We start from the raw sequence: 25,789 nt of genomic DNA on the forward strand, positions 1-25,789 counted from the left end.
ATATTAAGGGGCTAATGGCAAGGTAAAGAAGAAGGTAGTTCCTTGGTTCTCTACAGTTTCAAACCAAATACTTCCTTTGGCATTATCTACCACCCATTTTGCTAAGGCCAAACCAACACCCGAGCCTTGGGTTTTCGTTGAATAGTCCAGCATAAATATTTTTCCACGGTGTTCTTCCCGAATCCCTACCCCATTATCTTGAATGCTGAAAGTAACGGCTTCAATGCCTAACTCAACCACAATCATTACTTCGGGCGTTTTAGTGGAAGGCACTGATTGAATGGCATTCATAATCAGGTTTTTGATAATATTCCCTGTTAGCTGACGGTCACCAATTACTTTTACGGCTTTATTTGGCACAATCATTCTTAATTCTAACTGAGAATCATCTGTGAATAAATTCACTACTTTTCTGGTCTCATGGGCAAAATCAAATACCTCACTTTTAGGAATTGGCAATCTGGCAAAATCTGAAAAAGAAGTAGCAATATAGGAAAGGTTATCAATCTGCCCTGTTAACGATTCTATTTGGTCTTTCACTTGCGCTAAATCTAATTCTGTTCCTCTTGAGAGCTTACGCCAAAGCAATTGTAAAGACAATTTCATGGGTGTAAGTGGATTCTTAATTTCGTGAGCCACCTGTTTAGCCATTTGTTGCCATGCAGATTGCTTATTCGCATCTGTGAGCGCTACTTTAGATTCTTCAAGTTTTACCAACATTTCATTGTAGGCTTTTACTAAAACGCCTATTTCATCATCCGACCGCCATGAAAGTGGCTCGCTTGGCTTGCTTAAATCTACTTTCCGTAATTTATTGGCAATCATTTGCAACGGAACAATCAATACATTAGAAGCTAAGTACGAAAACCATAGTAAAATCAAGAAAATGGTAGTAAACGTATTTAGCATTGAGCCAATTACGGAACTTACCTCTTTTGTAAAGTATGTTTTTGAATCGTAAAATGGTATACAAACAATCCCGAGCAACTTACCCTCATTTGATTTTAGCTTTAAGTAAGAAGTCTTGAACGATAAATCGCCAATGGTTTCATCCAACATCACTTTCGAGTCCTTTTCTTCCATCAGCTTGATATAAGCTATTGGATTGATATAATTAGAAAGGAATCCATTTTCAAAACTGAATGGTTTGTTATTAGCCAATAAATGACCTTTAGTATCAAAAACGCTTATGTATTTTTTGGTACTAGTAGAAATGCTATTAATCGTATCAGATAAAAATTGTTTACTCATTTTGCCTTGAGCGAATCTATCAACTGCGGGCATTAAATTAATGCCTATGCTCTCTGTTTGATTCAAATAACCATCTTGCTGACTTTCCGAAAACTTGGCACTGATGATGGTCAGGGTGATACTTACTACCAAAATCAAGGGTAATAAAAATGCAATATTGAGGTATATTTGAATCTTGCTGGCAATGTTGATATTCATCATCGAAAAGCCATAGTGTAAGGCATAACATAAGATGACGATAATGATGGTAAAAACTAATATCAAAAACAAGAATGAGAAATTGGCATAGATTGAAGCAATACTTTGCGATTCTGAAGAAACAATGATTGCTTTGCCTTTGTTATTAACAAAACCAATATGCTTGTAGCCATTTTCTTCTATGCCATCTTGGAAAATCTCTTCTCCTTGTAGCACATCGCTAGATAATTTCCCTTCATAGTTAAAGCCTTCTCCGCCAGTTTTTAAAATTTTTCCGTTTTCATATACTGCAAAACTATAAGCATTGGCTTTTAGCTTCGTCCCCGTAAAAATTGGAGATTCATCATTAATATCATTAGAAAGCTGAATTTTCCGCTTTAAATCCAGAATAATATAGCCCGCTGATGTATTTTCTTTATTCAGAATCGGGATGAAATTAAAATACTGTTTGTTAGCATAAGCTTCTAAGTCGTTTACAAAATATATTTTTTCATTTTTTGTGCTATATTTTGGCAACCTAAACATCTTCTCGAAAGTCTGATAATTTTCTATTTCATCATTATTATCAAGCGACTTGCCAGTACTATCAAACACAAAAACTTGAACATCGTAATAAGAAAAATAATTATCCAGCAAATTGTGTTTTACATAGTTGCCTACTTGTTCTTTTGGTAGAAAGTCAGACTTCATTAAATCAATAATAGCCGAATCTCTACTGATTGAAAGGCTTGCCTTGTTTAAAAGAAACTCAGCCTTTTCATCATTTTCATCGAAATAACGTTTAGCAAACTGTTTTTTATGGTTGAAATCTTCCTGAATATTTTCTTGATAAACCACATAATTGCCTATGCCTGCACAAACTAAAGCCCCACAAAAGAAGTAAATAGAAGTTTGATAACGGAAAGTATATAAATAGCGAGGAAATGACGTGTAAAAAAGAACAAACAAATAAATGCTGTAAAGTCCAAAAACAAAAATACTGAAGTTTGAGAAAATCAAAACAAGAAGACTAGTAAATACCAAAGCAATCAATAAGGAAATATACATCCATCTATCGTTGCGTCTGTTTAGTTTAATAATCAGGATAACTAGGAAATGACTGCTTAAAAAATAAATCAATGCAATTAATACATAGGCCAATAATGAAAACAACACCAAAGGTTTTTCCCAAATATCAATGTTTAAAGCCAAGCTAAGTTCATTGTTGGATTTTTCATAAATATCGCCTAAAAGCCCATATATAAACTGAGTAAGACAAAAACTACATATCAATAATACTACAGTAGTAATTTGCTTAATAAGGTTTGGTAAGTTCATCAACCATAAATAAGCCCTCATTTTGTAGTAATAGTTCACTAAGTAAATTAATATAAAAACAAAAATCAGTAAGTTGATAATCAAGTCGCCCAACGATGGCGACAAAACAGACGAACTGAAATACTTAGGATTAAAAAGGTCTGATTGGTAAAGTGAAAAAGGGATTGAATAAAAAAGCGAAATGCTTCTTAATACTATCAGGAATCCTATTAAAATAACAAATGCTAACCCATGTCGATGACTATTGTTTAAATACCAAAGCCAAGTAAATAAGTAAATAATTGCAAAAAATACACACAGCAAACCACTAACAATTACTGAGGCTGAAATGATATAAATCTGGAAATTGTCACCTTGTTCAGTAGCAATGGAAAATAAGAATTGCTTGGATGTGGTATAAATATTAAGGCGATTGTTGGAAGAAGGCGTAATGGAAATATCTTGGGCGTCTGTTCTGAAAATTTTTGTATTGTATTGTTCTCTTAGTCCATTTACCCTATATTCATTTGAATAATACAAATTCAATACTGAGAAGATTTCAATATTATTCTTCCCCGCTGATATGGCTCTGCGATTTACAATTGATTTACCAGTTTCTAGCAATATTCCTTTTGTAGTATAATTGCCTTTGATTAATGAATAGTCTGGAACAAATTGGTTGTCTGACCAAAAAATCAGCTTGCCGTTGTTAAAGATAAAGTATGGGTATTCGGTTTTGGTAAACAATGAACCAAATCTAAGTTCTTTTAGATTATTGATGATACTGCTTACTTTATCTAAATCAAGGTTTGATTTTTGGATTTCTTTGCTGACTTTATGTTGAATATCAGATAAATACTTTTCTTCAAATGTATTGCCTTTGTCGTTTTCAATCACAACATACAATAAAGATGTTAAGCCAAAACACAAAAAAGCAAAACTCAGAAAGAGGTTTCTTTTAAGGAAAAGAGAGATAAGAATTTTAGTAAATGTATGATTCATAACACTTTACTTGTGAAGAGCCCACTATTATACCTAACATTTTGATAAATGCTTTGACACAACAAATAAGACTGATATGGATATATTATATATTATTGAAAAAGAGGATTCATTCGTTCTATCAAAAATAGTGTATTTTTTCAAAATAACTTAATCTGGACTAAACAAAAAGAAGAGTCTTATTATGTATAAAAGACTCTTCTTCAAAAAATACCGTATTACTGCTAAAATTTAATTTAAAAAATTGCTGCTGCAATCTTTTTTGTACTTTCAGATTTACTCATGGTATAAAAATGTAAGATTGGCGCATCAAAAGCTATCAATTCTTTACATTGCTGAATACACCATTCAATCCCTACTTGTTTTACATCTTTATCTGTTTGGCATTGTTCTACTGCTTTTACCAAATCTTCGGGCATATCTAAATGGAAAATTCTTGGCAACACTGTCAATTGTTTTTTTGTTGCCAAAGGCTTTAACCCTGGAATAATTGGCACATTAATTCCTTCTTCACGACATTTCTTTACGAAATCAAAATACTTTTGATTATCAAAAAACATCTGTGTAACGATATAATCTGCCCCTAATTCAACTTTCTTTTTCAAGTAAGCAAAATCTGTATTAAGGTTGGGAGCTTCAAAATGTTTTTCTGGATAACCTGCCACTCCGATACAGAAATTGGTTGGCGAAGCTTGTGTTTCTTCGTGCAAAAGCTCTCCGTTGTTCATTCTTACTACTTGTTGCAGTAAGTCGCTTGCATAGGCATGCCCTCCTTTTTCAGGTGTAAAAGCTGGATTACCCTTCACAGGGTCGCCACGAAGTACCAATACATTATCAATGCCTAAATAATGTAAATCAAATAAAAAGTCTTCTGTTTCTTCTTTCGTAAAACCTCCGCAAATCACATGAGGAACGGCATCAACATTAAAACGATTCATCAAGCTAGCACAAATACCGACAGTACCTGGGCGTTTACGAATAGGAATTCTATCTATCTGACCGTTCACAATTTTTTCTAAAAATTCTTCACGATGATACGTTACCTCAATAAAAGGCGGTTTAAATTCCATCAAAGGCTCAATATTACTCATTAACGATTGTATGCTTTCCCCTTTTACTGGCGGAATAATCTCAATTGAAAATAGCGTTTTGCCTTTGGCTTGCTCGATGTATTGGGTAATTTTGGTCATAATTAATATATATAAATCTCCGACTTTCAGGTGAATATCTTCATCAAACAGCCGTACATAGCATTAGTTTATATTTTGTACAAAGGTAGGCAAAACTTATAGAGTCAAAAACTCCTTTACTAACATTTCCCATTCCTGAGCTAGCGAACCTACAAAAACAGTTGATTTAGCACGCGTGTACCAATATTTGGCATTCCAATTATCCCCTTCTTTTCTGTGTAAGTAGGCATGCAATTGATCATATTTTTTTGAACCTTCATTGCTTTGGGCTATTTCATGAGCTTTTTCCCAATCTTCATTCGCATCATACCAAAGTGCAATTAACAATTCATGAACCGAGGTCGGTGGGGTTGGATGAGTTAGTGTTGCCTTAAATTCAGGGTAAGTCATCGAAGTTATCATTTAAATGAATCATAAAGTTACATACTATGTAGTAGCAAATAAAAATGCTATTAAGCTATTTGTATGCTAAATGACTTATTTATTGTAGAAAATTACCTATACTAGACAAAATGTCTTGCCTATTATTCAAAACAAGCCATTTTGTCTTACCAAAACAGCTGGTATAAGATTTGAAAGGATATAGTAAAGACATTCAACAAATTTGTTTTAACCTTTAAAGCGTCAACAAGATGAAGAACTATAAAATAGAAATTCCGAAAAATATACTAGCAGACATTGATTTTAACAATACCCTTAACGGTGGCAGAGTTGAGCCAACTATTGAAGTAAATCTAACAGATGAAGCTTTTGAAGTATATGTAAAAGTAGCAGGTTTGAGTGCAGACCATTTGCAAATGGATGTAGAAGACAATATTTTGTGGTTATATGCTTTGCAACCAGTTTTGAAAAAAGCGGAGGAAGAAGAAGCACAGAACTTTGTACCACAAACGATGGGTCATATTATGTTGCCCAACTTTGTTGATTTAGATAATATCGTTGCCAGATATTACAACAATCAATGGAAAATAGTAATGCCTATTGATGAGCATCGAAAAGGCTTCAAAAAAAGAATAGAAGTAGAAATTTAAGGAAACAAACTAGCTATATATATAAGCCCTACGAAGTACGCTTCCGTAGGGCTTTTTGTTTTTGTATAATAAATATTGTTCTAGAACGTATATCTGAATGACAAAGCGATTTCATCAGCCCAGAAACTACTATAATTTACGATGTTAATAGCTGGTTTCCAGTCTAAACTGATTGCTAAAGGAATTGTTCTTGCATAAGCTTCTAAACCAAGGATACCATCTAAACCTAATACGGTCGTTTGGTTTCTATCTAAAAATCCTGGACGATTATCACCCCAAACATACACGTGACCACCACCACCAATGAACCAATTAAAGTCTCTAGAATTAAAAGCCCTGCCATGTACTTCATAAAGACCTGTTAAACCAAAACCTTCATAACGGAATGAGCCAATCAATTCTACTGCACTTTTTTCGTTTACAAAAGTTTTAAATGTAATACCATTAGTATTACCTAAACGAATACCTAACGCTGATTTGTATTGCCCTTGAGCTTTTACAGAAGTACTTACACCCAATAAAACGAGTATAAAAGCACTGAATAATAGTTTTTTCATGCGATTGTTGTTAATATTTTAATCAAATCTCTTTTTTAAATTATTGTACCAAAGATTATCTCGAAAATTTGTAGAAAAAACACCCCACTATCCTAGCAGGACGCCATCTTGAAACATAATTTATCAGAATTGAGTAAAAATTAATCCCTACAATACTCTATAAGTAAAAAACAAAAAATACTTATCTTTTCAAAAATTATCATTAGTCATCCTAAATCTTCTCTCCATGAAAATCAGCACTAAGTTTTTATTCGTACTGCTTGTACTATTTCAATCCTTTGCTTTTGCTACTAAAATATCTAAACCCATAGCACCCAAAGAATTTTATTTATTGGTAGGTACTTATACCTCAGGAAAAAGCGAAGGAATTTACGTCTATAAATTCAACAGTGAAACTGGAAATTACCAAGCCATCAGTATTGCTAAAGGCTTGAAAAACCCTGCTTTTTTAGCGATTTCTCCCAACCAAAAATATGTATATTCAGTAGGCGAATTTAACAATGGTGGTGCCGTATATGCTTTTGAGTTTGACAAAGTAAAAGGCATATTAAATCAATTGAGTACACAATCAGCTAATGGTTCAGGACCTTGCCATGTGGCTGTTGATAAGACAGGAAAATGGGTAATTGTGGGGAATTATGGGGCTGGTAGCCTAAGTGTTTTGCCTGTAGAAAGTAATGGAGGCGTAGGTACTGCCATTCAGACGATACAACATGAAGGTAAAGGAGTGAATGAAACCAGACAAGAAAAGCCCCATGTGCATTCTATTAATATTGCTCCTAATAATGTAGACGTATTTGTACCAGATTTGGGAACTGATAAAATTGTTACTTACCAATTAGACAACACTACAGGAAAACTAACTGCTGGAAACCCTCCTTTTACAAAAGTACAGGATGGAACTGGACCAAGACATTTTACTTTTCATCCCAACAAAAAGTTTGCTTATGTGATACAAGAGTTAAGCGGAGAGATAACAGGTTTTAACTATCAAAAGGGAGGACTTAAGGCTTTTCAAACAATTTCAACCTTGCCAGCAGATTATACGGGGGGAAAATCGTGTGCAGATATTCATATTTCGCCTGATGGCAAGTTTCTATACGGGTCTAACAGAATCCATGATAGCATTGCTATTTATGCGATAGACCCTAAAACAGGTAAACTTACTTATATCACGAATCAATCTGTTTTAGGTAAAAAACCTAGAAATTTTATCATTGACCCTACAGGTAAATTTGTTTTAATTGCCAATCAGGATAGTGATAATATTACCATTTTTGAGCGCAATCCTTTGAAAGGAACCCTAACATCAACTGGAAAAGAGATTTCGGTACCTAATCCTGTTTGTTTAAAAATGATGAATATTAATTAAGAAGCATTGCTAAGGAAACATAAAAAACGCTCTTTAACTTATTGGTTAAAGAGCGTTTTTATATATAAATCTTTCTTAACTACGATTTTCTTAAAATAGCAAAAAATTCAATCGTAAAACCTGCCAATACAATAATTGGCCCTAGTGTTAAGCCCAAAAACCCAAAACCGAATTCTTCTTTATCTTGGCTCATGATAAAAAATCCGATAAGGATAATGGCTATTCCTAGCAACATGGTTAAGTAGTTTGTTTTTCCAAAAGGGAGTTTATCTTTATTAGTCATTTTATATTTTTATTTTGAATTTCAAATGAAAGTTGATTTTGTATTTTTTTAATGCTTAATATAGCTCGTCTAATGATAATCGTAAATATCTTTCAACAGATTGGAATGTGCTTAGGATACCCATCAACGTTCCAATAATCAAGATACCCAAGAATAAATAAATCATTTTATCCATTTCCTGTAATAGCACCAAACCTTCTACTTTACGAACAGCTAGTTGTTGAAGCAAAATAAGCAATGAGCTTGCCACTAATCCACTAGTAAGCCCTTGCAAAGCTCCTTTTATGATAAATGGTTTGCGAATAAAACCATTTGTTGCTCCTACTAATTGCATACTTCTGATTAAAAATCGCTGAGAATACAATGATAGTTTAATGGTATTGTTGACTAAAATGATGATAATCAACAGCAACAACATCACAAAAACTGAAAGTACGAGGTATATTTTTGAAATATTTTTATTTACCTCTTCTACAAAATTTTCAACATAAGCTACTTCATGAACGCCAGGAATTATTTCTAGTGCTGTTTTAATTTCTTTTAATTTGACATCATTAAAATACTCTTGCTTAATTTTTACAGCATACAGATTATGAAGAGGATTATTATCGCCTAATAGTTTTCTATAATCTTCTCCAGATTCCTCAATAAATTGTTTAGCTGCTACTTCTTTAGAAATAAAATTAATTTGAGGAGAATTATCTTTCAGCAGAACAAACTCTTTTTTTGTCAACAATTTGTAGATTGAATCAAGTTTGCTGGTAGTTAAATCGTCATCTAAATATACTTGTAGCTCTACGTTTTGTTTTACCAATTCAGCCAATTTACGAGCATTCAGCGTTAATAAACCACACATTCCGATTAAGAAAAGTGCGATGGTTAAGCTAATAACGACCATTACATTCGGCGTACTTCCTAATTTCTTTATTTTAGCCATATCATCTTGAGGCAAAGATTACAAACAAATTTACGATTTTTATATCGCAATGAAAGCCAATTAACGCTTTTTAACAAAAAGCCATCTGAGGTTTTCAGATGGCTTTTTTTAGAATCCTTTGTTTAATTTCTTTTATCTAGTTCGTCACGAATTTTCGCAGCCTTTTCATATTCTTCGTTAGCAAGGGCTTCTTGCAACATTTTATTAAGCTGTTCCACTGGATTTTCTTTCAAAATCTCTCCAAAAGTCTTTTTAGGCTTAATTTCTGGTTCAATATCATCAATTAAAGGGTCTTTCGACGACTCGTTGGTAGAAATACCTGCCTCCGACAATACATTTTCAAAGGTATAAATCGGTACATTAAAACGTAAAGCAATAGCGATGGCATCCGATGGACGCGCATCAATATAAGTATCTTTAATACCGTCAGTACAATGAATTCTAGCGAAAAAGACACCTTCTTTGATGTCGGTTATTGAAATTTCACTCACAGAATAATGAAAAGTACGAGCAAACGCTTTGAATAAATCATGAGTCATCGGACGATTAGGCTCGATTTTCTCAATTTCAATGGCAATTGCTTGGGCCTCAAACATGCCAATGATGATAGGTAACCTTCTGGGACCAAACTCTTCTCCTAATATCAATGCGAACGAACCCGTTTGAGATGAACTAGGAGACAATCCTAATATTTCTAATTTTATTTTTTCCACTTTACAAATATATGCTTTTAATAATTGGGGTTTTCATTAGCAAGTAACAAAGATATAAACCCCGATAAATTTAAAAAAGTTTTCTGGATATTCATTCAAAATAAAAGACCTGTGACATTTAAATTTCACAGGTCTTTTAAATAATCCTTGTAAAGTTACTTATTTTGATGCTAAAACGGCTTTGGTCAGTCTCGGTAAAATATCAAAAACATCTCCTACGATACCATAATCTGCTGCTTTAAAGAAAGGAGCTTCTGGGTCTTTATTAATCACCACAATAACTTTTGATGAATTAACTCCCGCCAAATGTTGAATAGCTCCTGATATACCAGCAGCAATGTACAAATTAGGAGAAACCTTGATACCCGTCTGTCCAACGTGCTCATGGTGAGGACGCCAGTCTAAATCAGAAACAGGTTTTGAACAAGCCGTTGCTGCCCCTAAAGCATTCGCTAAGTCTTCAACAATACCCCAGTTTTCTGGGCCTTTCAATCCACGTCCAGCAGATACTACTAAGTCGGCCTCTGGTAAGGAAATAGTGCTTGATGCTTTATGAGTTTCAATTAGTTTTACACCAAAATCGCCATCATTTAATGCTGGTGCAAATACTTCTACGGTAGCCAAAGCATCCGTTTCAACAGGACTCACTGCATTTTTCTTAATTGCTATGATTTTTTTTTCACTTTTCAGTGACACACTAGCAAAAGCCTTACCTGTATAAATGCTTCTAGTTACCACAAAACCATTCGCTAAATTGGGCAACGCCGTTACATTAGAAACGATTGATGCCTTTAATTTGCCTGCTACCCTAGCAGCAACGGCATCTCCCAACGATGATTTTGCTAGCACAACAATATCAGCACCTTCAGTATTAACGGCCTCAGTCAACACAGAGGCATAAGCTTGAATATTTGAAACCGCTAAACGAGCATCATTGGCATGAAGTACTTTGCTTGCACCAAAGTTACCTGCCTTCGCTAGTTCGCTTTCAGATGCTTCGCCAATGGCCAACACCGTAGCAGAAGTACCTTGTAACTTAGCAAGTTCTGAGCCATAAAAAACGGCTTCGAGCGAAGATTTTTTTATCGCTCCATTATCTAATTCTGTGAATATTAAAACAGACATTGTATTTCAGATTTTAATGATAAGAAGATAAATTCACTAAGCATAACATTGCTTAAAGTACCTTTGCTTCAGTTTTTAATAGCGTGATTAATTCTTCAGCATTTTCGGCTGGAATCATTTTGCAAGCTCCTTTGGGTGCAGGTAATTGATATTTATCTGTACTTGTTAAGCCTTCGCCTACTGGCTCTACTACTTTCAAAGGCTTTGTTCTTGCGGTCATGATACCTCTCATATTCGGAATCTTCCATTCTGCAATAGGCTCCTGACAGCCCAATACTAAGGGCAAACTAGCTTCTAAATCTTCTTTCCCTCCTTCTATTTCACGGGTGATTTTTGCTGTAGTACCTTCAATATCTAGTTTCATGACAGGTGACAAAGAAGGAATTCCTAACATTTCTGCTACCAATCCATGCACTACGCCACTATTGAAGTCGATTGACTCACGTCCCATCAAAATTAAATCGTATTTTTCCTGAGTAGCAATACTAGCAATTTGGCTTGCTACAAAATAAGAATCTGTTGCCTCGCTGTTCACACGAATAGCATCATCAGCACCAATTGCCAAGCATTTACGGATTACAGGCTCAGCATCTGCTTCACCCACATTTAGCACAGTTACAGTGCCACCATGTTGTTCTTTTAATTCTACTGCACGCGAAAGTGCATAATCGTCATAGGGTCCAGTAATATAGGTTACGCCCGCTTTATTGAATTTTGTATCTCCGTCCGTGAACGAAATTTTCGCTGTGGTGTCGGGTACACTTGTTACACAAACTAAAATTTTCATTGTATATCGTTTATTTTGTTAATCTTTTGAGTTTTGTTTCAAGAATTACATGATAAATTTAACTTTTAAAGGTTTAATTTGTAGTATTCCTTATTTCATCACAATAATAACGAAAAGTTTTAATAATAGTATGCAAGCATACTATTATTTATAAATATTTTATCAAATGTCATTTAACAGATTAGCTTTACTAAAACAGTTTCTGGAAGAAGAACCTGAAAACCCTTTTAATCACTATGCATTGGCAACTGAATTGTTGAAATCAGATGCTACAGAAGCAGGTAATATTTATTTGTTCCTCTTGAAAAATCATCCAGACTATCTCCCTACTTATTATCATGCAGGGGCTTTATTTTCGGAATTTGGAGAAACGGATTTAGCAGAAAAAATTTATACTGATGGCATAGCACTAGCCCAGAAACTGGGCAATGAAAAAGCTTTGAAAGAATTGAAAGGGGCTTATCAGTTATTTTTAGATGAATTAGAGATGTAATAGAGATTATCTGAAAATGGAAATATCTTCCTTTCTATTAGTGGGTGACTTAAGTCACCCACTAATAGAAAGGGTTAGAAATATTCTACTCACGGCATGACTTTTAACCTAAATCCGTGTTCGAATCCATGGTCTGTGGCACACAGAATACAACCCATGTTCTATTTGCCACAGAACACGGATTTAGTTTTAGGATTCTTTGATTAACGCACTGATTATCTTCGTCATCATCGGTTCTGATTTACTAGCAGCAGCAATAATTTTCTCCAAACTTGCTTTTTGCAGGGTTTCAGGAATACCCATATCGGTAATGATAGACATCCCAAAACATTTTATTCCCATTTGATGTGCCACAATTATTTCAGGAACTGTAGACATCCCCACAGCATCAGCGCCTAACATTCTCAGCAATTTATATTCTGCTCTGGTTTCTAATTGTGGACCAGAAGCCATCACATAAACTCCCTTTTGAACTGGTATATTCAATGATTGTGCAATAGCTTCAGCTTTGTTGATTAAAGATAAATCATACGGGTCGCACATATCAGGGAAACGGTCACCAAAAGTTGAAATGTGTTTGCCTGTCAGTGGGTTTTCAGGCATGAACAAACTGATATGGTCTTGGATAATCATCAAGTCGCCAACTTTGAAAGCGGGATTCATTCCTCCCGAAGCATTTGAAACGATTAGCTGGCGTACGCCTAATTGTTGCATTACTCGCACAGGGAAAGTCACTTCTTTCATAGAATAGCCCTCATAAAAATGAAAGCGTCCTTGCATACAAATGACATGCTTCGTGCCAATTTTACCAAAAATCAGTTTGCCTTGATGAAACTCAACCGTTGATACAGGAAAATGTGGAATATCCGCATAGTTAATACTCTTTATGATGTCTATCTCGTTCACCAAAGCCCCTAAACCTGTGCCAAGAATAATACCAAAATCAGGATTAAAATCAGGTACTTGTTGCTGAATAAATTCAGTGGTTTTTACTATTTGTTGATAATACATATTGAAGCTGTTTAAACTTTCCCTTTCGGGTTAAACTAAGTCTTTTAGAATAGCTTGTTCCAAAATTTACTCAACGTAGCGATGCTATGCTTCCCAAATGTTGAAAAAATCAATTCAAAAATACAATACTTTCACCTAAGAAACGGAAAATTTAAATAGCTTCATTGGTATAAATTAGCTGATGTTGAAATAACTGTTTATTCTTTTACGATTTACCTACATATTTTTGCCTGCTACATAGCCCGTCGTCCACGCAGCCTGAAAATTAAAGCCTCCTGTTACGGCATCAATATCCAAGACTTCTCCTGCAAAAAACAGGTTTTTAATGTACTTGCTTTCCATCGTCTGCTGATTAATCTCGGCTAAACTTATTCCTCCACAAGTAACAAACTCTTCTTTGAAAGTAGTTTTCCCTTTCACCTTCTGAGGACAATTCAGCAAGTATTCAATTAATTTATTGGTTGATTTATTAGCAATATCTATCCAACGAAGGGTTTCATCAATATCTGAAAGCTCACAAAGTTTTTTCCAAAGCCGTGAGGGTATTGAAAACTGTGGGTTCGACTGAATAATTTTCTTAGGACTTATCTTTTTTTGCAATAAAAAGTTTTCTCTCATTTGGTTCTCTGAAAACTCAGGATTCCAATTAATCAGTGCAGTAAAATCATAATTTGCTTCGGCTAATTCTCTAGCTCCCCATGCCGAAAGTTTTAAAATGGCTGGTCCTGAAAAACCCCAATGGGTAATCAATAAAGCACCTTCTTGTTGCATCTTTTTTCCTGCAATTCTTACAGAAGCATGCTGAACACTCACCCCTGAAAGTTCAGTAAAAAGAGAATCTGGAACATTGAACGTAAATAAGGAAGGAACAGGTTCGATAATTTGATGACCTAAATCAGCTAGCCATTGGTAAGCAGTTTTTTGTGGATTTCCACCAGTAGTTATCAATAGCGCCTCGCAAGGCAATGTTTCGCCACTAAGCAATTCAACACCTGTGACTGTTTTTTCATTGGTTAATATAGCTTTCACTCCTGTAGAGGTCATTACTTTTACACCTACCTTTTTTGCTTTTTCTTCTAAGCACCTAGCAATTGTTTCAGAACTATCAGTATTGGGAAACATCCTACCGTCTGGTTCTGTCTTTAGTGTAACACCTTGTTTTTCAAACCATTCAACGGTATTTTTGGCATTAAACTGAGTAAACAAATTTTTGAGAAAGCTCCCTCCTCTTGGATAAAACTTAGCGAGCTGCTTATTATCAAAACAAGCGTGCGTAACATTACAACGCCCACCACCAGAGATACGAACTTTATTTAAAACAGTCCTATTTTTTTCTAAAAGTGTTATTTTCGCATCAGGATTACTTTCAGCGGCCGAGATTGCACCGAAATAACCAGCGGCACCAGCCCCAATCACTATTATATTTTTTTTTGACATTGATTCTTATCGAAGCCACCTTTGTGTACTTCCTTGAAAAACAAAATTACTAAAAATGTAATGGTAAATTTCATTTGAGCGTTTTCAAAAATCTGAAGCTGTTTAAACTTTCCGTTTCTGAGGTGAAAGTATTGTATTTTTGAATTGATTTTTTCAAAATTTGCGAAGCATAGCATCGCTACGTTGAGTAAATTTTGGAACAAGCTATTCTAAAAGACTTAGTTTAATCCGAAAGGGAAAGTTTAAACAGCTTCTCTATTAATAATCTAAAACGGTGCTTAACCATACCTAAAATCATGGGCAAAATCAAATTTCTTTTTTTCCTACTCCTACTTGGCATTGTTCTGTATTACCTAGGAAAGCCAGCACCCCTACAATCACTACAAAAAGATTTTCAGAAAATCACCACTCAGAAAAAGTCATCCGAAAAAGAAAAAACCAAACAGGAGGATAATGAGGAGGAAACAGACAAAGAGTCTGGCGGAATTACAGATAATTTATCCAAAAAAATAGAAGATAAAATTGAAAGCTCTGTATTAGAAACCATCAAAGACAAGCTTTTTGGCGATAATAAAAGTAAGCCACAAAATAGTGATGGCGGTAGTTTAGACGATTATATTCCTTCTTCAAAACTCAATCAAGAGATTGTTCGTCATACAGCCTTTATTTTAAATTATCGTGAAGAATATGAACAAGCTTCATGGGTTTTACATCGTTTAATTAAAGACGCTGTTGACGGCAACGCTACGCGTTCTAATGAGTTTATAGAAGACCCCCTCGTTGAAACAGGTTCGGCACATACGCGTGATTATTCACGTTCTGGCTACGACCGTGGACACTTATGTCCTGCGGCGGATTTTAAATATGATAAGGCATTGGAAGACGAAACTTTCTATATGTCGAATATGTCCCCACAAACCCCCGATTTTAATCGAGGAATTTGGAGTAATTTAGAAAGCAAAATTCGTCAGTGGGTTATTCATAGAAATGAATTGATTATCATCACGGGGCCTGTGTTGAAAAAAGGGCTTAAAACAATTGGTAGAACCAATTTGGTAGCTGTTCCTACACATTTTTATAAAATAGTTTACGACCCCGAAAATGAAAAAGCTATCGCCTTTGTCATTCCAAACGAAGGCTCTGAAAAATCTATTAAATCGTTTGCTGTAAGCATTGATTCCATTGAAGTATTAACTGGTATTGATTTTTTCGAGAAACTGCCCGATAGTTTAGAGCAAAGAATTGAAACAAAAAATAAGCCCGAAGATTGGTTTTAAGTTATTTTATTAACCATCTTAAAGATATTTTAAGTCTGTTTAATGATAAAGTCGTAACTTTATTTTCGAAAATATTATCTTTTTGAATAGCATTAAAATGCTATTTGTGATAAAATATTAGAAAAATTAAGTTTATTCCTCAAAAAACACACTTATCCTTACATTTAAATTATCTCTAAACTTTATTACTATAGTAGTAGCTTAAATTTTGAAATAACTATGACGCTAGCCTTTACAATTTGTTCCATAAATTATCTTGCACAAGCCCAAACATTAGGGCAGTCTCTACAAAAAACTAACCCTGATATAGAATATGTAATTGGATTAGTGGATAGGCTTGATCAGGTAAGCTTAGATACTGAAAAAACTCCTCCTTTTCAGCTGCTAGAGATTAATAAGATTGGTATTGATTGTTTGGATGCTATGTGCGAAAATTATGACATTACTGAACTTAATACTGCCGTTAAGCCTTTTTACTTTGACTACTTTTTCAAACATAGAAAAGATATCAATAATGTTATTTACTTTGACCCCGATATTATAGTTTATCAAAAATTAAGTAAATTAACAGAAAGCTTACAAACAAAAAGCATTGTAGTTACTCCACACATCACATCGCCGATTCTCGATGATTATGATACTAAAGAAATTGCACATCTAAACACGGGTATTTATAATTTAGGCTTTATTGGTGTTGCTAGAAGCAAGGAAAGTTTGGAGATGATTGACTGGTGGAAAGAACGCCTTAAAAATGATTGTAGAATAGATTTGTGCAATGGCTTGTTTGTAGACCAACTCTGGATAAATTTCGTTCCTATTTATTATAAAAATGCTGTATTGATTGAAAAACACCCTGGCTATAATGTTGCTTATTGGAATCTTCACGAGAGGCAGATTACTAAAAATGGAGACTATTTCTTTAGTAACAACGAGCCTTTAATTTTTTTCCATTATAGTGGTTATCAATTAAGTAAACCCGATAGCGTTTCAAAATATCAGGATCGTTCAACTTTTGAAAAAAGACCTGACATCGTTCCTCTTTTTAAAGACTATGCCAATAAATTAAAAGAAAACTTTAATGATTATTATATCAAGATTCCTTGCTTTTATATTAAACCGCCAAAAGTAAAACGCTATAAAAGAGTAAGAAAAGCATTACAATTGCCCTTTAGGAAAGTAGTAGAATTAATCAATTCGGACAAATAAGTACTATTCGGTAGTAATCTAACCCCTGTTCATAAAACATTATGCTAAAAAGAGAGTATTGTGGAAATAGACCAACTAAGCTAAGACTAAGAGTATTAGACTTATTTGTTGATTTCTTTGTTTTTATTTTCCGAAAAAGTAAACATAATAAGTATATTGTACCCAACAAAATTTTACTTTTTAATTTTGGTCACCTAGGCGATATGCTGATGATGAGTTATATGATAAATGCGCTGAAAAATAAGCATCCACATATTGAAATTCACATAGTAGCAGGAAGTTGGTGTAAAAATTTAATTGTAGATAACCCTCTATACGACAAAGTATTTTTTATTAATCATTATCGAACTAACAGAAGTGCCATTTCGATTTTTGCAAAATTCAAATTATATGTAAATGATATCAAGACATTTTTAGCTGAACATAAAAATCTATATTATTCTCATTCTTTCGACTTTAGGTATTCTGGTTATAATGCTAATTTACTTTTACCATTTTTAAATGCTGAACAGAAAATAGGCTTTGGTACACGAGGAATGGGTAGTTTACTAGATATAGAGTATTATATGCTTCCTACACCCTTCCATTCGATTGATCAACAGATTCAGAGTTTAAGGAGTTTAGGCGTTGCACAAACGGGTAAAAATATCGAACCCATTTTATTAATGCCTGCTGACGAGAAAAATACACTCGACATCCAAAAAGATTATTTTATCATTTTTCCAGAAGCTGGTACTAAAAACAGGATGTTCTCGAATACATTTTGGATAACAATCAGCGATTATATCTTAGAAAAAAGACCAGATGTTCAAATTATGATATGTGGTCTTACAGAGTATTCTAGCAAGCTAATGCTTGAACTCGAAAAAAAACATCCTGGAAAAATTATTGATGCAGTGGGTAAATTATCCATTTTACAAATGATTCCTGTACTGAAAGAATCAATCGGCGCCCTTACGCTAGATTCTTTCCCTGCACATATTGCCTCTACCTTAACAGCTACACTATGTTTGTTTAAGGAGGGTACGGGCTTAGAGTATTTCCCCATCAATGCTAAACCTACTTATATCATTCATGATCATAAGTATTCAAAAGGCGTTAAATCTTTTAGAGAGCAAATGACGATTCATTATATTACCTCCTTGAACGAGCGAACCTTACAGAAATTAGTACCCAAAGCGATGGATGAACTATTTAAATTTAAAAAATCTTAACATAACGAAATTAATTTAGTTATATAATAGTCTTAGCTTAAACTAGCTTGTAAAAAACCTTTATTGGCATTATTTTTGCCTTAAATTTTCTAACAAACAATATAGTTTATCAACGTACTATTTTCAGCTTTGAACACCATTATAAAAGATATTTTGAGTTTTTCAAGTTTTTATTGAATGGATACCAAAATCATGACAAATCCTTCTGAATTAAATGAATCGGATAAAACTTATCGGGCTTTGGAGAACTCTATTTTAAAAATACAGAGATCCATTAATAAATTAGCCAAAAAGTCGAATCCAAGCCACGAACTTCAAGCTTTCTGGGAACTCGGAGACCTTTCTCTCATTAACTGGATAAGTGATACAAATTGTTATATCAGTCGCAGAGGTCAAAAATTACAATATTTGGCCAAACCTTCTAAATTAGAAATCATCACTTTTCACTTAGAGGAAGGGGATAAAATATTAATCTGCGGAGAATCGCTGATGAATAAAATATCTGAAGATGAGATTGACGAAATTCTTCATAATAGCATAGGCCCTAAAGATGCTTGTTTGAATTTATTAAAAATCGCTAATATTGATACTCCTTACAGTGTATATAATGTACACAATGTAATAGTATTGGAAGTAATCGATCAGAAAAAGATAGTTACTCCCGTGATTTCTAATGACAACAATCCGTTCATTACTAAATCAAATGATAAATACTTATTTATCCCTATTGTTGTAGCAATAGTGGGGCTGTTGGCTTATTCTTATGGCAAGAAAAATACTTTTGATGTTTCAACGCTTTTTAATCGTCAAGAAACTAAAGTAGTTGTTGAAGATACTGTTGATGTAACGCCAAAAGATTCATTACCACCTATCCAAAATAATCAGGTAGTAGTGGATGACTTTGAAAATAGCAAGCCCACAGAAACATCAAAAGATTCTCCTAATAGTTTTGAAGAATCAAAGCCTAACCAAAGTACGAACAAATTAGAAACATCAAAGTCTGATTTATCTACCTTTGATGAGCCTAAAAGTACTGGCCCTAGTGAAGCTACTACTAAGCCAAAGACAAAGCCTTTCAGTTATTCAAAAGAACAACAGAACTATACTGCTTTATTGGAACAAAAAGACAAATGGACAGCTATTAGAAAAGACTTACAGGACAAATATAATAATGGAGATTTGTCAGTAAGTGATCAATTGGACAATAGTAAAAAAGTGCTAGACAGAATTGGACAAAAGATAAAAGAAAGTTCGAAAAAACTAAATAGAGATTAAGCTTTTAATGCTTCTTCTGTCTCTGGTTTTTCAGTTTCCATTTCCGATTTAGTTCCTTTATTGAGTTTTAATAAACGTTTTTGGTTATTTGTTTTTAGTAAATGTGCTACGGTCATATAAACGACAAACAATAAGCATAATAAGTAAAGCGAAGTAGTATTTTCGGCTTTCTTGCTAATAAAAACAAATAGTAACGTAGAAATAATTGTAAAACACCAAAGTACTAGCGACGCTTGAAAATGGCTTAAGCCACTATCAATCAGAAGATGATGAAGGTGGTTTCTATCCGCTACAAAAGGAGATTTCTTGTTTTTCAATCGAATAATGAATACCCTTAACGTATCAAAAATAGGCACTACCAATACGATAATAGCTAGTATGGGTGCTGCAAAAGTACTGTTAGGGTCGAAGCGATATTGAACATTTAACTGAATAAATCTTACAGCGAAAAGAGCTAAAATAAAGCCTACAATCAATGAGCCAGTATCGCCCATAAAGATTTTGGATGTCTTTGAAAAATTAAACCTTAAGAACCCTAGCAATGCCCCAGCCATTGAGGCTGCCAAACAAGCCAACGCATAGTGTTCGTTTAAATAAAACCAAATTCCAAACAATCCGCCTGCAATCATCCCAATTCCTCCCATTAGTCCATCAATACCATCTATTAGGTTTACAGCATTAATCAACGCGATAAAGACAAAGACAGTAAGGGGTAAACTGAAGATATAAGGTACAGAGTAAATACCAAAAATACCAAAAAGGTTTTCTATTCTTAAATCTCCAAGCACTACTACTAATAGCGAAGCACCAATCTGCACATACATTTTTTTCTTTGGAGCCAAAATCAGGATATCATCTTTTACGCCTAAAAAGAACAAAATAACGATAGAAGAAATAGAAAGGTGTATCAACTGACCTTCGTCGGGATTTTCCCATAGAAAGTAACTAATTAACATCGAAGCAAATACAGCCACACCTCCTAAAGTAGGAGTAGCTTGTTCATGGGAACTCCTTTCAATCGGACTTGCCATTAAGTTTTTAAGTGTCGAAATATTAATAATAACAGGAATGGCTGTAATTGATGTAGCACAAGCAACCACTGTTGAAACAATGACATGAAAAAGGTTACTATTGTAAAATGTCCAAAAAGAATTATTCATTGCTATTATACATTCAAAATTATTCAAGCCTATTAAGCATTATACTAATAGAATTTACGTTGGAGGGTTTAATGGTAGTCAAATTACAATTAAAATACAAAAGCACCAAACGGTTTAATCTTTGATGTGTCTTTGTCTTATTTCTTTAGCAGGATTTCCCTGATATATCATATAAGGTTGCATATCTTTAGTAGCAACAGAGTTTACAGATAAAACTGAATGCGATTTTGCTACTACCCCCGGACATACGACAGATTTTGCCCCTATCCAAACGCCATCTTCTAAATGTATTTCAGCTACTTTTAAATCAAAGGTACTCTTTGTATAATCATGATTTCCCGTTAGCAACATGGAGCCTTGCGACAAACAAACATGATTCCCCAAACTTATTTTTGTTAGATTATCAATCCAAACCATTTCGCCAATCCAAACAAAATCACCAATTTCTAAAAACCATGGATATTTTATTGATACCTGAGGTTTTATCATTACACCTTTGCCAATTTTTGCTCCAAACAATTTTAAGACAGAAATCTTTAACGATACTGGAAAAGGGATGTTAGAATTAATGAATATTGAACCTACTATATGCCAGAGCGTTCTTAGGAAAAAATTGCCAGGTTTGTACCAAGAATTATCGTACTTAGATAAGTCGGTTGTTTTCATTTTGTTAAATCTTTATTAAACTCATCTTTAAAGAATTTTTCAATCGCTTTTTTATCTTTTCCGACACGATGATATACTTCGTACACTTTAGCATCCACTAAAAATCTATACCAGAATCCTTGTAAAAAATGCCAAATAAACCCTTGTTTGCCATCTAAAAAACCAAATCTAAAAATATAGCGATAGATAAAGTAAATGATAGGACGAATAAACAGCGGAATAGAAGCGTACTTCACTTTCAAGAACCTTGTTCTTTGTTCCTGAGAACCGAAAAAATTAGGCTCAACCGATTCGAAGTTGCGGAAATTATATTTGATATTGAGCAAGTCTATTACTTCTCTGATAGCATATAAATTATGTTTTTGGGTCCACCATGTAAGGTTATTCAAATTATGATCAACAATATCATTTTCCATTTGAATAGTTTTCCCACTAGTCAGCGTAATGTGTTCATCCATCCAACTTTCTTCACAAGCCCCTTGTCCGCTTCGCCAGATTCTCAATAACCAGATAGGGTAATATGCACCATAACGAATCCATTTATCAAAAAATATTACTCTCCTTTTAATATACATCCCTCCTATCTCTGGAGCTGTCTCTGATAATTTCTGGTTAATTTCCGCTGCCAAAGCTGGCAACACATATTCGTCAGCATCCATCCTCATCAACCATGTGGTATTGAATGGATTATGCTGAATCCCGTAGTTAAACTGAATAGCATAATTTACCCACGGACGCTGTACTACTTTCGCACCTAGTGATTCAGCAATCTCGACAGTTTTATCGGTTGAACCTGAATCTACAATGAATATTTTATCAGTAAAAGCCAACAAAGATTCTACACACCTTTTGATGTGTTTTTCTTCATTAAAAGTTAGGATGATGACGGAAATATCTTGCATTAATTTTTGTTAGCAATTTTCTTAAACTCTTCAAATAAATTTTTAGCGACCAATGCTATATCATATTTTTCTTTGACCAACGCTTTTCCATTATTGGCCAGATACTCGCGATACTTTTCATCATCAAGCATTTTATTCAGTCCCTCTACGATACTTTGGGTATTAAGCTCAACTAAATGAGCAGCGTTTGTTTCACGAATACTCTCTCCAAAGCCTACTCTATCAGATAATAACGAAGGAATGCCTGAAACTAAGGCTTCTAGGGTCGCAATCGAAAATCCTTCGGAATGCGATGGTAACGTGAAAATATCAGCATCTGCAAAAGCAGCTAATTTATCGTCGCCCACTAGCATTCCTACTAGTTTTATATTTTCTTGCAAAGATTCCGTTTCAATAAATTTTTGTGTTTCAGTCAAATAGCCGTCGTCTGGACCAGCTAATACTAATATACAATCGTTTCTGGTAGCCAAAACTTCTTTGAAAGCTGGCAGAAGCAAATCTAACCCTTTTTTAATATTTATTCTGCTTAAAAACAATATCAGTTTTTTATCATTTTGAAGCTGATACTTTTTTCTGAAAACTCCTTTCTGGGGTAATTCACTGAAATTACTCAAATTCATCCCATTTGGCACAATCTTCACGTTTGGGTGAATATGACCTAAAAAGTTTTTTAAATCTTCTTGTTCATCCAGGTTATTAATCTGAATCAGTTCGGTTTTATCCAATACTCTTTTTTGAAAAAGTACACCAAAAAGCTTTTTCTTCCAATAGCCATTTGCCAATGCCCAGCGGTCTAACAAACCATGAATCGTGATACATTTTGTGGTAGAAACGCCTGCTAAATAAGGCGCTAGTCCTGCAAAATGCCAAAGTCCATGAATATGGATAATATCATACTCATTACCATGTTTTTTTATCCAAAAAAATAATTCAGGAGAAAATTCTGCCCAAAATCTAGCCAGCCAATGTCTTTTACAAACTACTATTTTAGCACCCTCTGGTAGTTCATATAGTTTTTGTCCTTCGGTAAATGGCGTCAAAATTGTTACTTCCGCTCCTAGTTTTATTTGTTCTACGGCGTGGTCATAAATAATTTTTGGGGGGCCACCGATATCCCAAGAATATGCACAGATATTTAAAATCTTCACAGGTTTTATCATTTTGATAAATTCATCAAGTATTTAGAAAGTGGCTTTTCTATCATTTTATGTATCACAATACTCACTATGATAATCATGATACCTATTAAATAGTTATAATAAACAGTTTGGTTGACAGATAAAGTACTTCCAATGATTGATGGAATTTTATTCAACAAAAGTAACATCGGAAAATGTATCAGATACAAAACATAGGATGCATCACCCAATAAAATAGTAAATTTAGGGATTATGATAGCCTTATTAGCTTCTAAATTTAACAAAGCAATCAGAATTAGCCCTGAAGGAAATCCAAAGACCAACACGCGTTTCCAGTAGTCGAAATCACTAATTTCGAAACCAAAGCTCACGATAATGATAAGAGCAAAAATTAAAATCAATATCGAGATTATATTTTTCAGTTTGATTTTTTCATAATATCCACAAATCAAGAATCCAAAGAAAAACTCAAGGTTATAACTACTAAAAACAAAATTGAAATATCTGCTATCGAAGTTATTGCCAACTATCATATTCACGACAGAACCCACCAATATAGCCACGGGAATAAACCATAGCTTTTTAGAAAGTATCAATAACGAAAAGCATAAGTAAAAGAAAAGCTCGAAACTGAGTGTCCACGTAACTGGATTAATAGCAAAGTGAAAAGGGACAAGGAAATAGGTTTGAAAATAGGCTGAAAATGTATGAGGATAAGCAGTACTAAACACATCTTTATTCAAAACATTACTGATGAGCCATCCTAACAAGAATAGCCCTGTCATGACAAACCAGTAAATCGGGAATACTCTTAAAAATCTCTTTTTTAAGTATTCAGTAAAGTACGCTGGTTGGTCTAAATATTGTTTGCTGGTAAAATGAATAATAAACCCACTTATTACAAAGAATAAATCGACACCCGCAAAGCCAAAACCAAAAAAATCTCCTAAAAAACTAACAGGAAAATTCTTTTTTATGTAGCCTCCAATATGATAAAAAACTACCACAAAAGCCGCAAAACCTCTTAAAAATTGTATTGAATTAATTACTTTTTTGGATGACATAATCTTTTATATCCATGAAACATTTCTTGGGCAACATTACTGGGTGAATACGTCTGGATAATATCTTGAGAGGCCTCTCCCATTTTTAATAAATCCAGTTCGGTATTCATAAACTTTATCAATGTTTCAGATATTTCGTTTACACTATTTGGATTAAAGGTAAATCCATTGACAGATTCATTTACTAATTCATTAGCACAACCACATTTATTTGAAACCGCTACGGGTAAACCACAAGCCATGGCTTCGTTGACTACTAATCCCCAAGGTTCTGAATAACTTGGCAAGACTAATACATCACTCAGGGCTAGATATGCGGGTACTTGTTGCCAATTTACCCCTTCAAAAAAGAAAACCTGATGAATGGTTTCTTCATGTACATATTGTTGTAAAGCCGCTTTCAAATCTCCATCTCCTAGTATTATTAAGCCCCAATCTTGTCTTGCAGTAGTTCCCTGAACCATCTTAAAGGCATCTAAGAGCTTGAATAAGTTTTTAAATTCAATCAGTCGCCCAACAAAAATAAAGTTGTGCTTTGGTAAATTTAATATAGCTTTTTGTTTATTCCTGTCTTTATAATTTTCTAGGTAAATTTTTCGGAGTAATTGATTATCCACACAATTTCTGTTCACAAGCATTTGGGTAGGTTTAGCTCCTAGAGCTAACATATACTCTTTCGATAATTGCCCAAAATTAAAGAACCCATCAAATTGTTTGATGATGAACGATTTAAACGATTCTTTTAAAAAACTACGATGATGATCTCCTCCTGTAGATTCATTGGATAGCACCGTTTTGATACCTTTTAACTTACAATACAATAAGATAAACCATGATGCTATATCATAATAACCTGTTAGGTTGACAATATCTGGCTTAAAAGTCCTGACTGTCTTTAAAATACCTAATATTCTTTGTTTTAAGCCCAATTCTTCAAGCACGCCATCATGAAGCAATTCATAATTATATTCATGCTTAAATAGGCTGGTATCATCAAATTTCAACCTGCTTTTTTCAATTTTAGCTAACTGCAAAACTAATAATCCAAAATCATTTTCCTGATTTGAAATTAATTGCAATTCATTAAAAATAATCGCTTTATAGTGAGCCCAAAGTTGATTATGAACAATTAAAACCTTCATTTTTTAAGAAGCAAATTAGCCTTAGGAATCTATTCCACGATGCTATAAGCCTTGTTTGCTG

General features: G+C 34.0%; 24 protein-coding genes. 7 read left to right on the forward strand and 17 right to left on the reverse strand.

Going from position 1 to position 25,789, the window contains the following annotated elements; genetic code table 11:
- Positions 1-3 precede the first annotated feature (3 nt).
- From AC07N0_RS10640 to AC07N0_RS10650, 3 genes are all read right to left on the reverse strand, one after another.
- Positions 4-3,747, reverse strand: a complete 3,744-nt coding sequence (locus AC07N0_RS10640) for an ATP-binding protein (protein ID WP_494589166.1) — start codon at positions 3,745-3,747, stop codon at positions 4-6.
- Between the two features lie 236 nt (positions 3,748-3,983).
- Positions 3,984-4,937 (reverse strand): methylenetetrahydrofolate reductase [NAD(P)H], encoded by a 954-nt coding sequence (metF, locus tag AC07N0_RS10645; RefSeq protein ID WP_492799659.1) that lies wholly within the window; start codon positions 4,935-4,937, stop codon positions 3,984-3,986.
- Positions 4,938-5,033: 96 nt separating this feature from the next.
- Positions 5,034-5,327: a hypothetical protein gene (locus AC07N0_RS10650; RefSeq protein ID WP_309918972.1), complete on the reverse strand. Its 294-nt coding sequence runs from the start codon at positions 5,325-5,327 to the stop codon at positions 5,034-5,036.
- Between the two features lie 242 nt (positions 5,328-5,569).
- Between AC07N0_RS10650 and AC07N0_RS10655 the strand changes: the two genes are divergently transcribed.
- Entirely contained in the window at positions 5,570-5,968 is a 399-nt protein-coding gene (locus AC07N0_RS10655) for an Hsp20 family protein (RefSeq protein WP_494589167.1), read from the forward strand.
- Positions 5,969-6,048: 80 nt separating this feature from the next.
- Here AC07N0_RS10655 and AC07N0_RS10660 read toward each other — a convergent pair whose 3' ends face one another.
- Complete coding sequence (locus AC07N0_RS10660) at positions 6,049-6,525, reverse strand: hypothetical protein (RefSeq protein WP_492799661.1); 477 nt, start codon at positions 6,523-6,525, stop codon at positions 6,049-6,051.
- Between the two features lie 226 nt (positions 6,526-6,751).
- Here AC07N0_RS10660 and AC07N0_RS10665 point away from each other — a divergent pair, with 226 nt between their 5' ends.
- Positions 6,752-7,897, forward strand: a complete 1,146-nt coding sequence (locus tag AC07N0_RS10665; RefSeq protein WP_494589168.1) for a lactonase family protein — start codon at positions 6,752-6,754, stop codon at positions 7,895-7,897.
- A gap of 79 nt (positions 7,898-7,976) precedes the next feature.
- Here the strand turns inward: AC07N0_RS10665 and AC07N0_RS10670 are convergent, their stop codons facing one another.
- From AC07N0_RS10670 to AC07N0_RS10690, 5 genes are all read right to left on the reverse strand, one after another.
- A complete protein-coding gene (locus tag AC07N0_RS10670) occupies positions 7,977-8,180 on the reverse strand; it encodes a DUF3098 domain-containing protein (RefSeq protein WP_494589169.1) in 204 nt (67 codons plus the stop codon).
- Positions 8,181-8,235: 55 nt separating this feature from the next.
- The gene (locus AC07N0_RS10675; protein ID WP_492799664.1) at positions 8,236-9,117 is read right to left on the reverse strand and encodes a cell division protein FtsX; all 882 of its coding nucleotides are present in this window, start codon (positions 9,115-9,117) and stop codon (positions 8,236-8,238) included.
- A 122-nt stretch (positions 9,118-9,239) separates the two neighbouring features.
- Entirely contained in the window at positions 9,240-9,830 is a 591-nt protein-coding gene (locus AC07N0_RS10680; RefSeq protein ID WP_309918956.1) for a bifunctional nuclease domain-containing protein, read from the reverse strand.
- A gap of 159 nt (positions 9,831-9,989) precedes the next feature.
- Positions 9,990-10,955 (reverse strand): electron transfer flavoprotein subunit alpha/FixB family protein, encoded by a 966-nt coding sequence (locus AC07N0_RS10685; protein ID WP_492799665.1) that lies wholly within the window; start codon positions 10,953-10,955, stop codon positions 9,990-9,992.
- A 52-nt stretch (positions 10,956-11,007) separates the two neighbouring features.
- Positions 11,008-11,742 (reverse strand): electron transfer flavoprotein subunit beta/FixA family protein, encoded by a 735-nt coding sequence (locus AC07N0_RS10690; RefSeq protein ID WP_494589170.1) that lies wholly within the window; start codon positions 11,740-11,742, stop codon positions 11,008-11,010.
- A gap of 166 nt (positions 11,743-11,908) precedes the next feature.
- On the opposite strand from AC07N0_RS10690, the gene AC07N0_RS10695 reads away from it, so the two are divergent.
- Positions 11,909-12,235: a tetratricopeptide repeat protein gene (locus tag AC07N0_RS10695; protein WP_494589171.1), complete on the forward strand. Its 327-nt coding sequence runs from the start codon at positions 11,909-11,911 to the stop codon at positions 12,233-12,235.
- Positions 12,236-12,424: 189 nt separating this feature from the next.
- On the opposite strand, the gene AC07N0_RS10700 is transcribed toward AC07N0_RS10695, so the two are convergent.
- Positions 12,425-13,246, reverse strand: a complete 822-nt coding sequence (locus AC07N0_RS10700; protein ID WP_492799667.1) for a purine-nucleoside phosphorylase — start codon at positions 13,244-13,246, stop codon at positions 12,425-12,427.
- 216 nt (positions 13,247-13,462) lie between these two features.
- Positions 13,463-14,683, reverse strand: a complete 1,221-nt coding sequence (locus AC07N0_RS10705) for a BaiN/RdsA family NAD(P)/FAD-dependent oxidoreductase (protein ID WP_494589172.1) — start codon at positions 14,681-14,683, stop codon at positions 13,463-13,465.
- A gap of 296 nt (positions 14,684-14,979) precedes the next feature.
- On the opposite strand from AC07N0_RS10705, the gene AC07N0_RS10710 reads away from it, so the two are divergent.
- The 4 genes from AC07N0_RS10710 to AC07N0_RS10725 all read left to right on the forward strand — a co-directional run bounded on the left by AC07N0_RS10710 (position 14,980) and on the right by AC07N0_RS10725 (position 19,655).
- A complete protein-coding gene (locus tag AC07N0_RS10710; RefSeq protein WP_494589174.1) occupies positions 14,980-15,960 on the forward strand; it encodes a DNA/RNA non-specific endonuclease in 981 nt (326 codons plus the stop codon).
- Positions 15,961-16,179: 219 nt separating this feature from the next.
- Positions 16,180-17,166 carry a glycosyl transferase gene (locus AC07N0_RS10715; protein ID WP_492799670.1) on the forward strand — a complete coding sequence of 329 codons (987 nt, stop codon included), beginning with the start codon at positions 16,180-16,182 and terminating at the stop codon, positions 17,164-17,166.
- A gap of 41 nt (positions 17,167-17,207) precedes the next feature.
- Positions 17,208-18,380, forward strand: a complete 1,173-nt coding sequence (locus tag AC07N0_RS10720; RefSeq protein ID WP_494589175.1) for a glycosyltransferase family 9 protein — start codon at positions 17,208-17,210, stop codon at positions 18,378-18,380.
- A 192-nt stretch (positions 18,381-18,572) separates the two neighbouring features.
- Positions 18,573-19,655, forward strand: a complete 1,083-nt coding sequence (locus AC07N0_RS10725; RefSeq protein ID WP_494589176.1) for a hypothetical protein — start codon at positions 18,573-18,575, stop codon at positions 19,653-19,655.
- On the opposite strand, the gene AC07N0_RS10730 is transcribed toward AC07N0_RS10725, so the two are convergent.
- The 6 genes from AC07N0_RS10730 to AC07N0_RS10755 form a co-directional block, all read right to left on the reverse strand.
- Entirely contained in the window at positions 19,652-20,815 is a 1,164-nt protein-coding gene (locus AC07N0_RS10730; protein ID WP_494589177.1) for a glycosyltransferase family 4 protein, read from the reverse strand. The genes AC07N0_RS10725 and AC07N0_RS10730 overlap by 4 nt on opposite strands.
- 114 nt (positions 20,816-20,929) lie before the next feature.
- A complete protein-coding gene (locus AC07N0_RS10735) occupies positions 20,930-21,481 on the reverse strand; it encodes a WcaF family extracellular polysaccharide biosynthesis acetyltransferase (protein ID WP_492799674.1) in 552 nt (183 codons plus the stop codon).
- Positions 21,478-22,383: a glycosyltransferase family 2 protein gene (locus tag AC07N0_RS10740; RefSeq protein ID WP_494589178.1), complete on the reverse strand. Its 906-nt coding sequence runs from the start codon at positions 22,381-22,383 to the stop codon at positions 21,478-21,480. The genes AC07N0_RS10735 and AC07N0_RS10740 overlap by 4 nt, the downstream gene beginning before the upstream one ends.
- Complete coding sequence (locus AC07N0_RS10745; RefSeq protein WP_494589179.1) at positions 22,383-23,543, reverse strand: glycosyltransferase; 1,161 nt, start codon at positions 23,541-23,543, stop codon at positions 22,383-22,385. The genes AC07N0_RS10740 and AC07N0_RS10745 overlap by 1 nt, the downstream gene beginning before the upstream one ends.
- Complete coding sequence (locus AC07N0_RS10750) at positions 23,540-24,586, reverse strand: acyltransferase family protein (RefSeq protein ID WP_494589180.1); 1,047 nt, start codon at positions 24,584-24,586, stop codon at positions 23,540-23,542. Before AC07N0_RS10750 ends, AC07N0_RS10745 begins: the two co-directional genes overlap by 4 nt.
- Positions 24,568-25,728, reverse strand: coding sequence for a glycosyltransferase family 4 protein (locus AC07N0_RS10755; protein ID WP_494589181.1), 1,161 nt, complete (start codon positions 25,726-25,728; stop codon positions 24,568-24,570). Before AC07N0_RS10755 ends, AC07N0_RS10750 begins: the two co-directional genes overlap by 19 nt.
- Positions 25,729-25,789 lie beyond the last annotated feature (61 nt).

The sequence above is a fragment of the Arcicella sp. GW821-FHT09D11 genome (assembly GCF_059416265.1).

Bases quoted from the DNA above. Each gene is read 5' to 3' on its own strand.
- AC07N0_RS10735 (WP_492799674.1), bottom strand. From the start codon at position 21,481: ATGAAAACAACCGACTTATCTAAGTACGATAATTCTTGGTACAAACCT.
- AC07N0_RS10640 (WP_494589166.1), bottom strand. From the start codon at position 3,747: ATGAATCATACATTTACTAAAATTCTTATCTCTCTTTTCCTTAAAAGA.
- AC07N0_RS10740 (WP_494589178.1), bottom strand. From the start codon at position 22,383: ATGCAAGATATTTCCGTCATCATCCTAACTTTTAATGAAGAAAAACAC.
- AC07N0_RS10685 (WP_492799665.1), bottom strand. From the start codon at position 10,955: ATGTCTGTTTTAATATTCACAGAATTAGATAATGGAGCGATAAAAAAA.
- AC07N0_RS10745 (WP_494589179.1), bottom strand. From the start codon at position 23,543: ATGATAAAACCTGTGAAGATTTTAAATATCTGTGCATATTCTTGGGAT.
- AC07N0_RS10690 (WP_494589170.1), bottom strand. From the start codon at position 11,742: ATGAAAATTTTAGTTTGTGTAACAAGTGTACCCGACACCACAGCGAAA.
- AC07N0_RS10720 (WP_494589175.1), top strand. From the start codon at position 17,208: ATGCTAAAAAGAGAGTATTGTGGAAATAGACCAACTAAGCTAAGACTA.
- AC07N0_RS10750 (WP_494589180.1), bottom strand. From the start codon at position 24,586: ATGTCATCCAAAAAAGTAATTAATTCAATACAATTTTTAAGAGGTTTT.
- AC07N0_RS10710 (WP_494589174.1), top strand. From the start codon at position 14,980: ATGGGCAAAATCAAATTTCTTTTTTTCCTACTCCTACTTGGCATTGTT.
- AC07N0_RS10670 (WP_494589169.1), bottom strand. From the start codon at position 8,180: ATGACTAATAAAGATAAACTCCCTTTTGGAAAAACAAACTACTTAACC.
- AC07N0_RS10715 (WP_492799670.1), top strand. From the start codon at position 16,180: ATGACGCTAGCCTTTACAATTTGTTCCATAAATTATCTTGCACAAGCC.
- AC07N0_RS10755 (WP_494589181.1), bottom strand. From the start codon at position 25,728: ATGAAGGTTTTAATTGTTCATAATCAACTTTGGGCTCACTATAAAGCG.
- AC07N0_RS10660 (WP_492799661.1), bottom strand. From the start codon at position 6,525: ATGAAAAAACTATTATTCAGTGCTTTTATACTCGTTTTATTGGGTGTA.
- AC07N0_RS10705 (WP_494589172.1), bottom strand. From the start codon at position 14,683: ATGTCAAAAAAAAATATAATAGTGATTGGGGCTGGTGCCGCTGGTTAT.
- AC07N0_RS10725 (WP_494589176.1), top strand. From the start codon at position 18,573: ATGACAAATCCTTCTGAATTAAATGAATCGGATAAAACTTATCGGGCT.
- AC07N0_RS10650 (WP_309918972.1), bottom strand. From the start codon at position 5,327: ATGACTTACCCTGAATTTAAGGCAACACTAACTCATCCAACCCCACCG.
- AC07N0_RS10695 (WP_494589171.1), top strand. From the start codon at position 11,909: ATGTCATTTAACAGATTAGCTTTACTAAAACAGTTTCTGGAAGAAGAA.
- AC07N0_RS10730 (WP_494589177.1), bottom strand. From the start codon at position 20,815: ATGAATAATTCTTTTTGGACATTTTACAATAGTAACCTTTTTCATGTC.
- metF (WP_492799659.1), bottom strand. From the start codon at position 4,937: ATGACCAAAATTACCCAATACATCGAGCAAGCCAAAGGCAAAACGCTA.
- AC07N0_RS10675 (WP_492799664.1), bottom strand. From the start codon at position 9,117: ATGGCTAAAATAAAGAAATTAGGAAGTACGCCGAATGTAATGGTCGTT.
- AC07N0_RS10700 (WP_492799667.1), bottom strand. From the start codon at position 13,246: ATGTATTATCAACAAATAGTAAAAACCACTGAATTTATTCAGCAACAA.
- AC07N0_RS10655 (WP_494589167.1), top strand. From the start codon at position 5,570: ATGAAGAACTATAAAATAGAAATTCCGAAAAATATACTAGCAGACATT.
- AC07N0_RS10665 (WP_494589168.1), top strand. From the start codon at position 6,752: ATGAAAATCAGCACTAAGTTTTTATTCGTACTGCTTGTACTATTTCAA.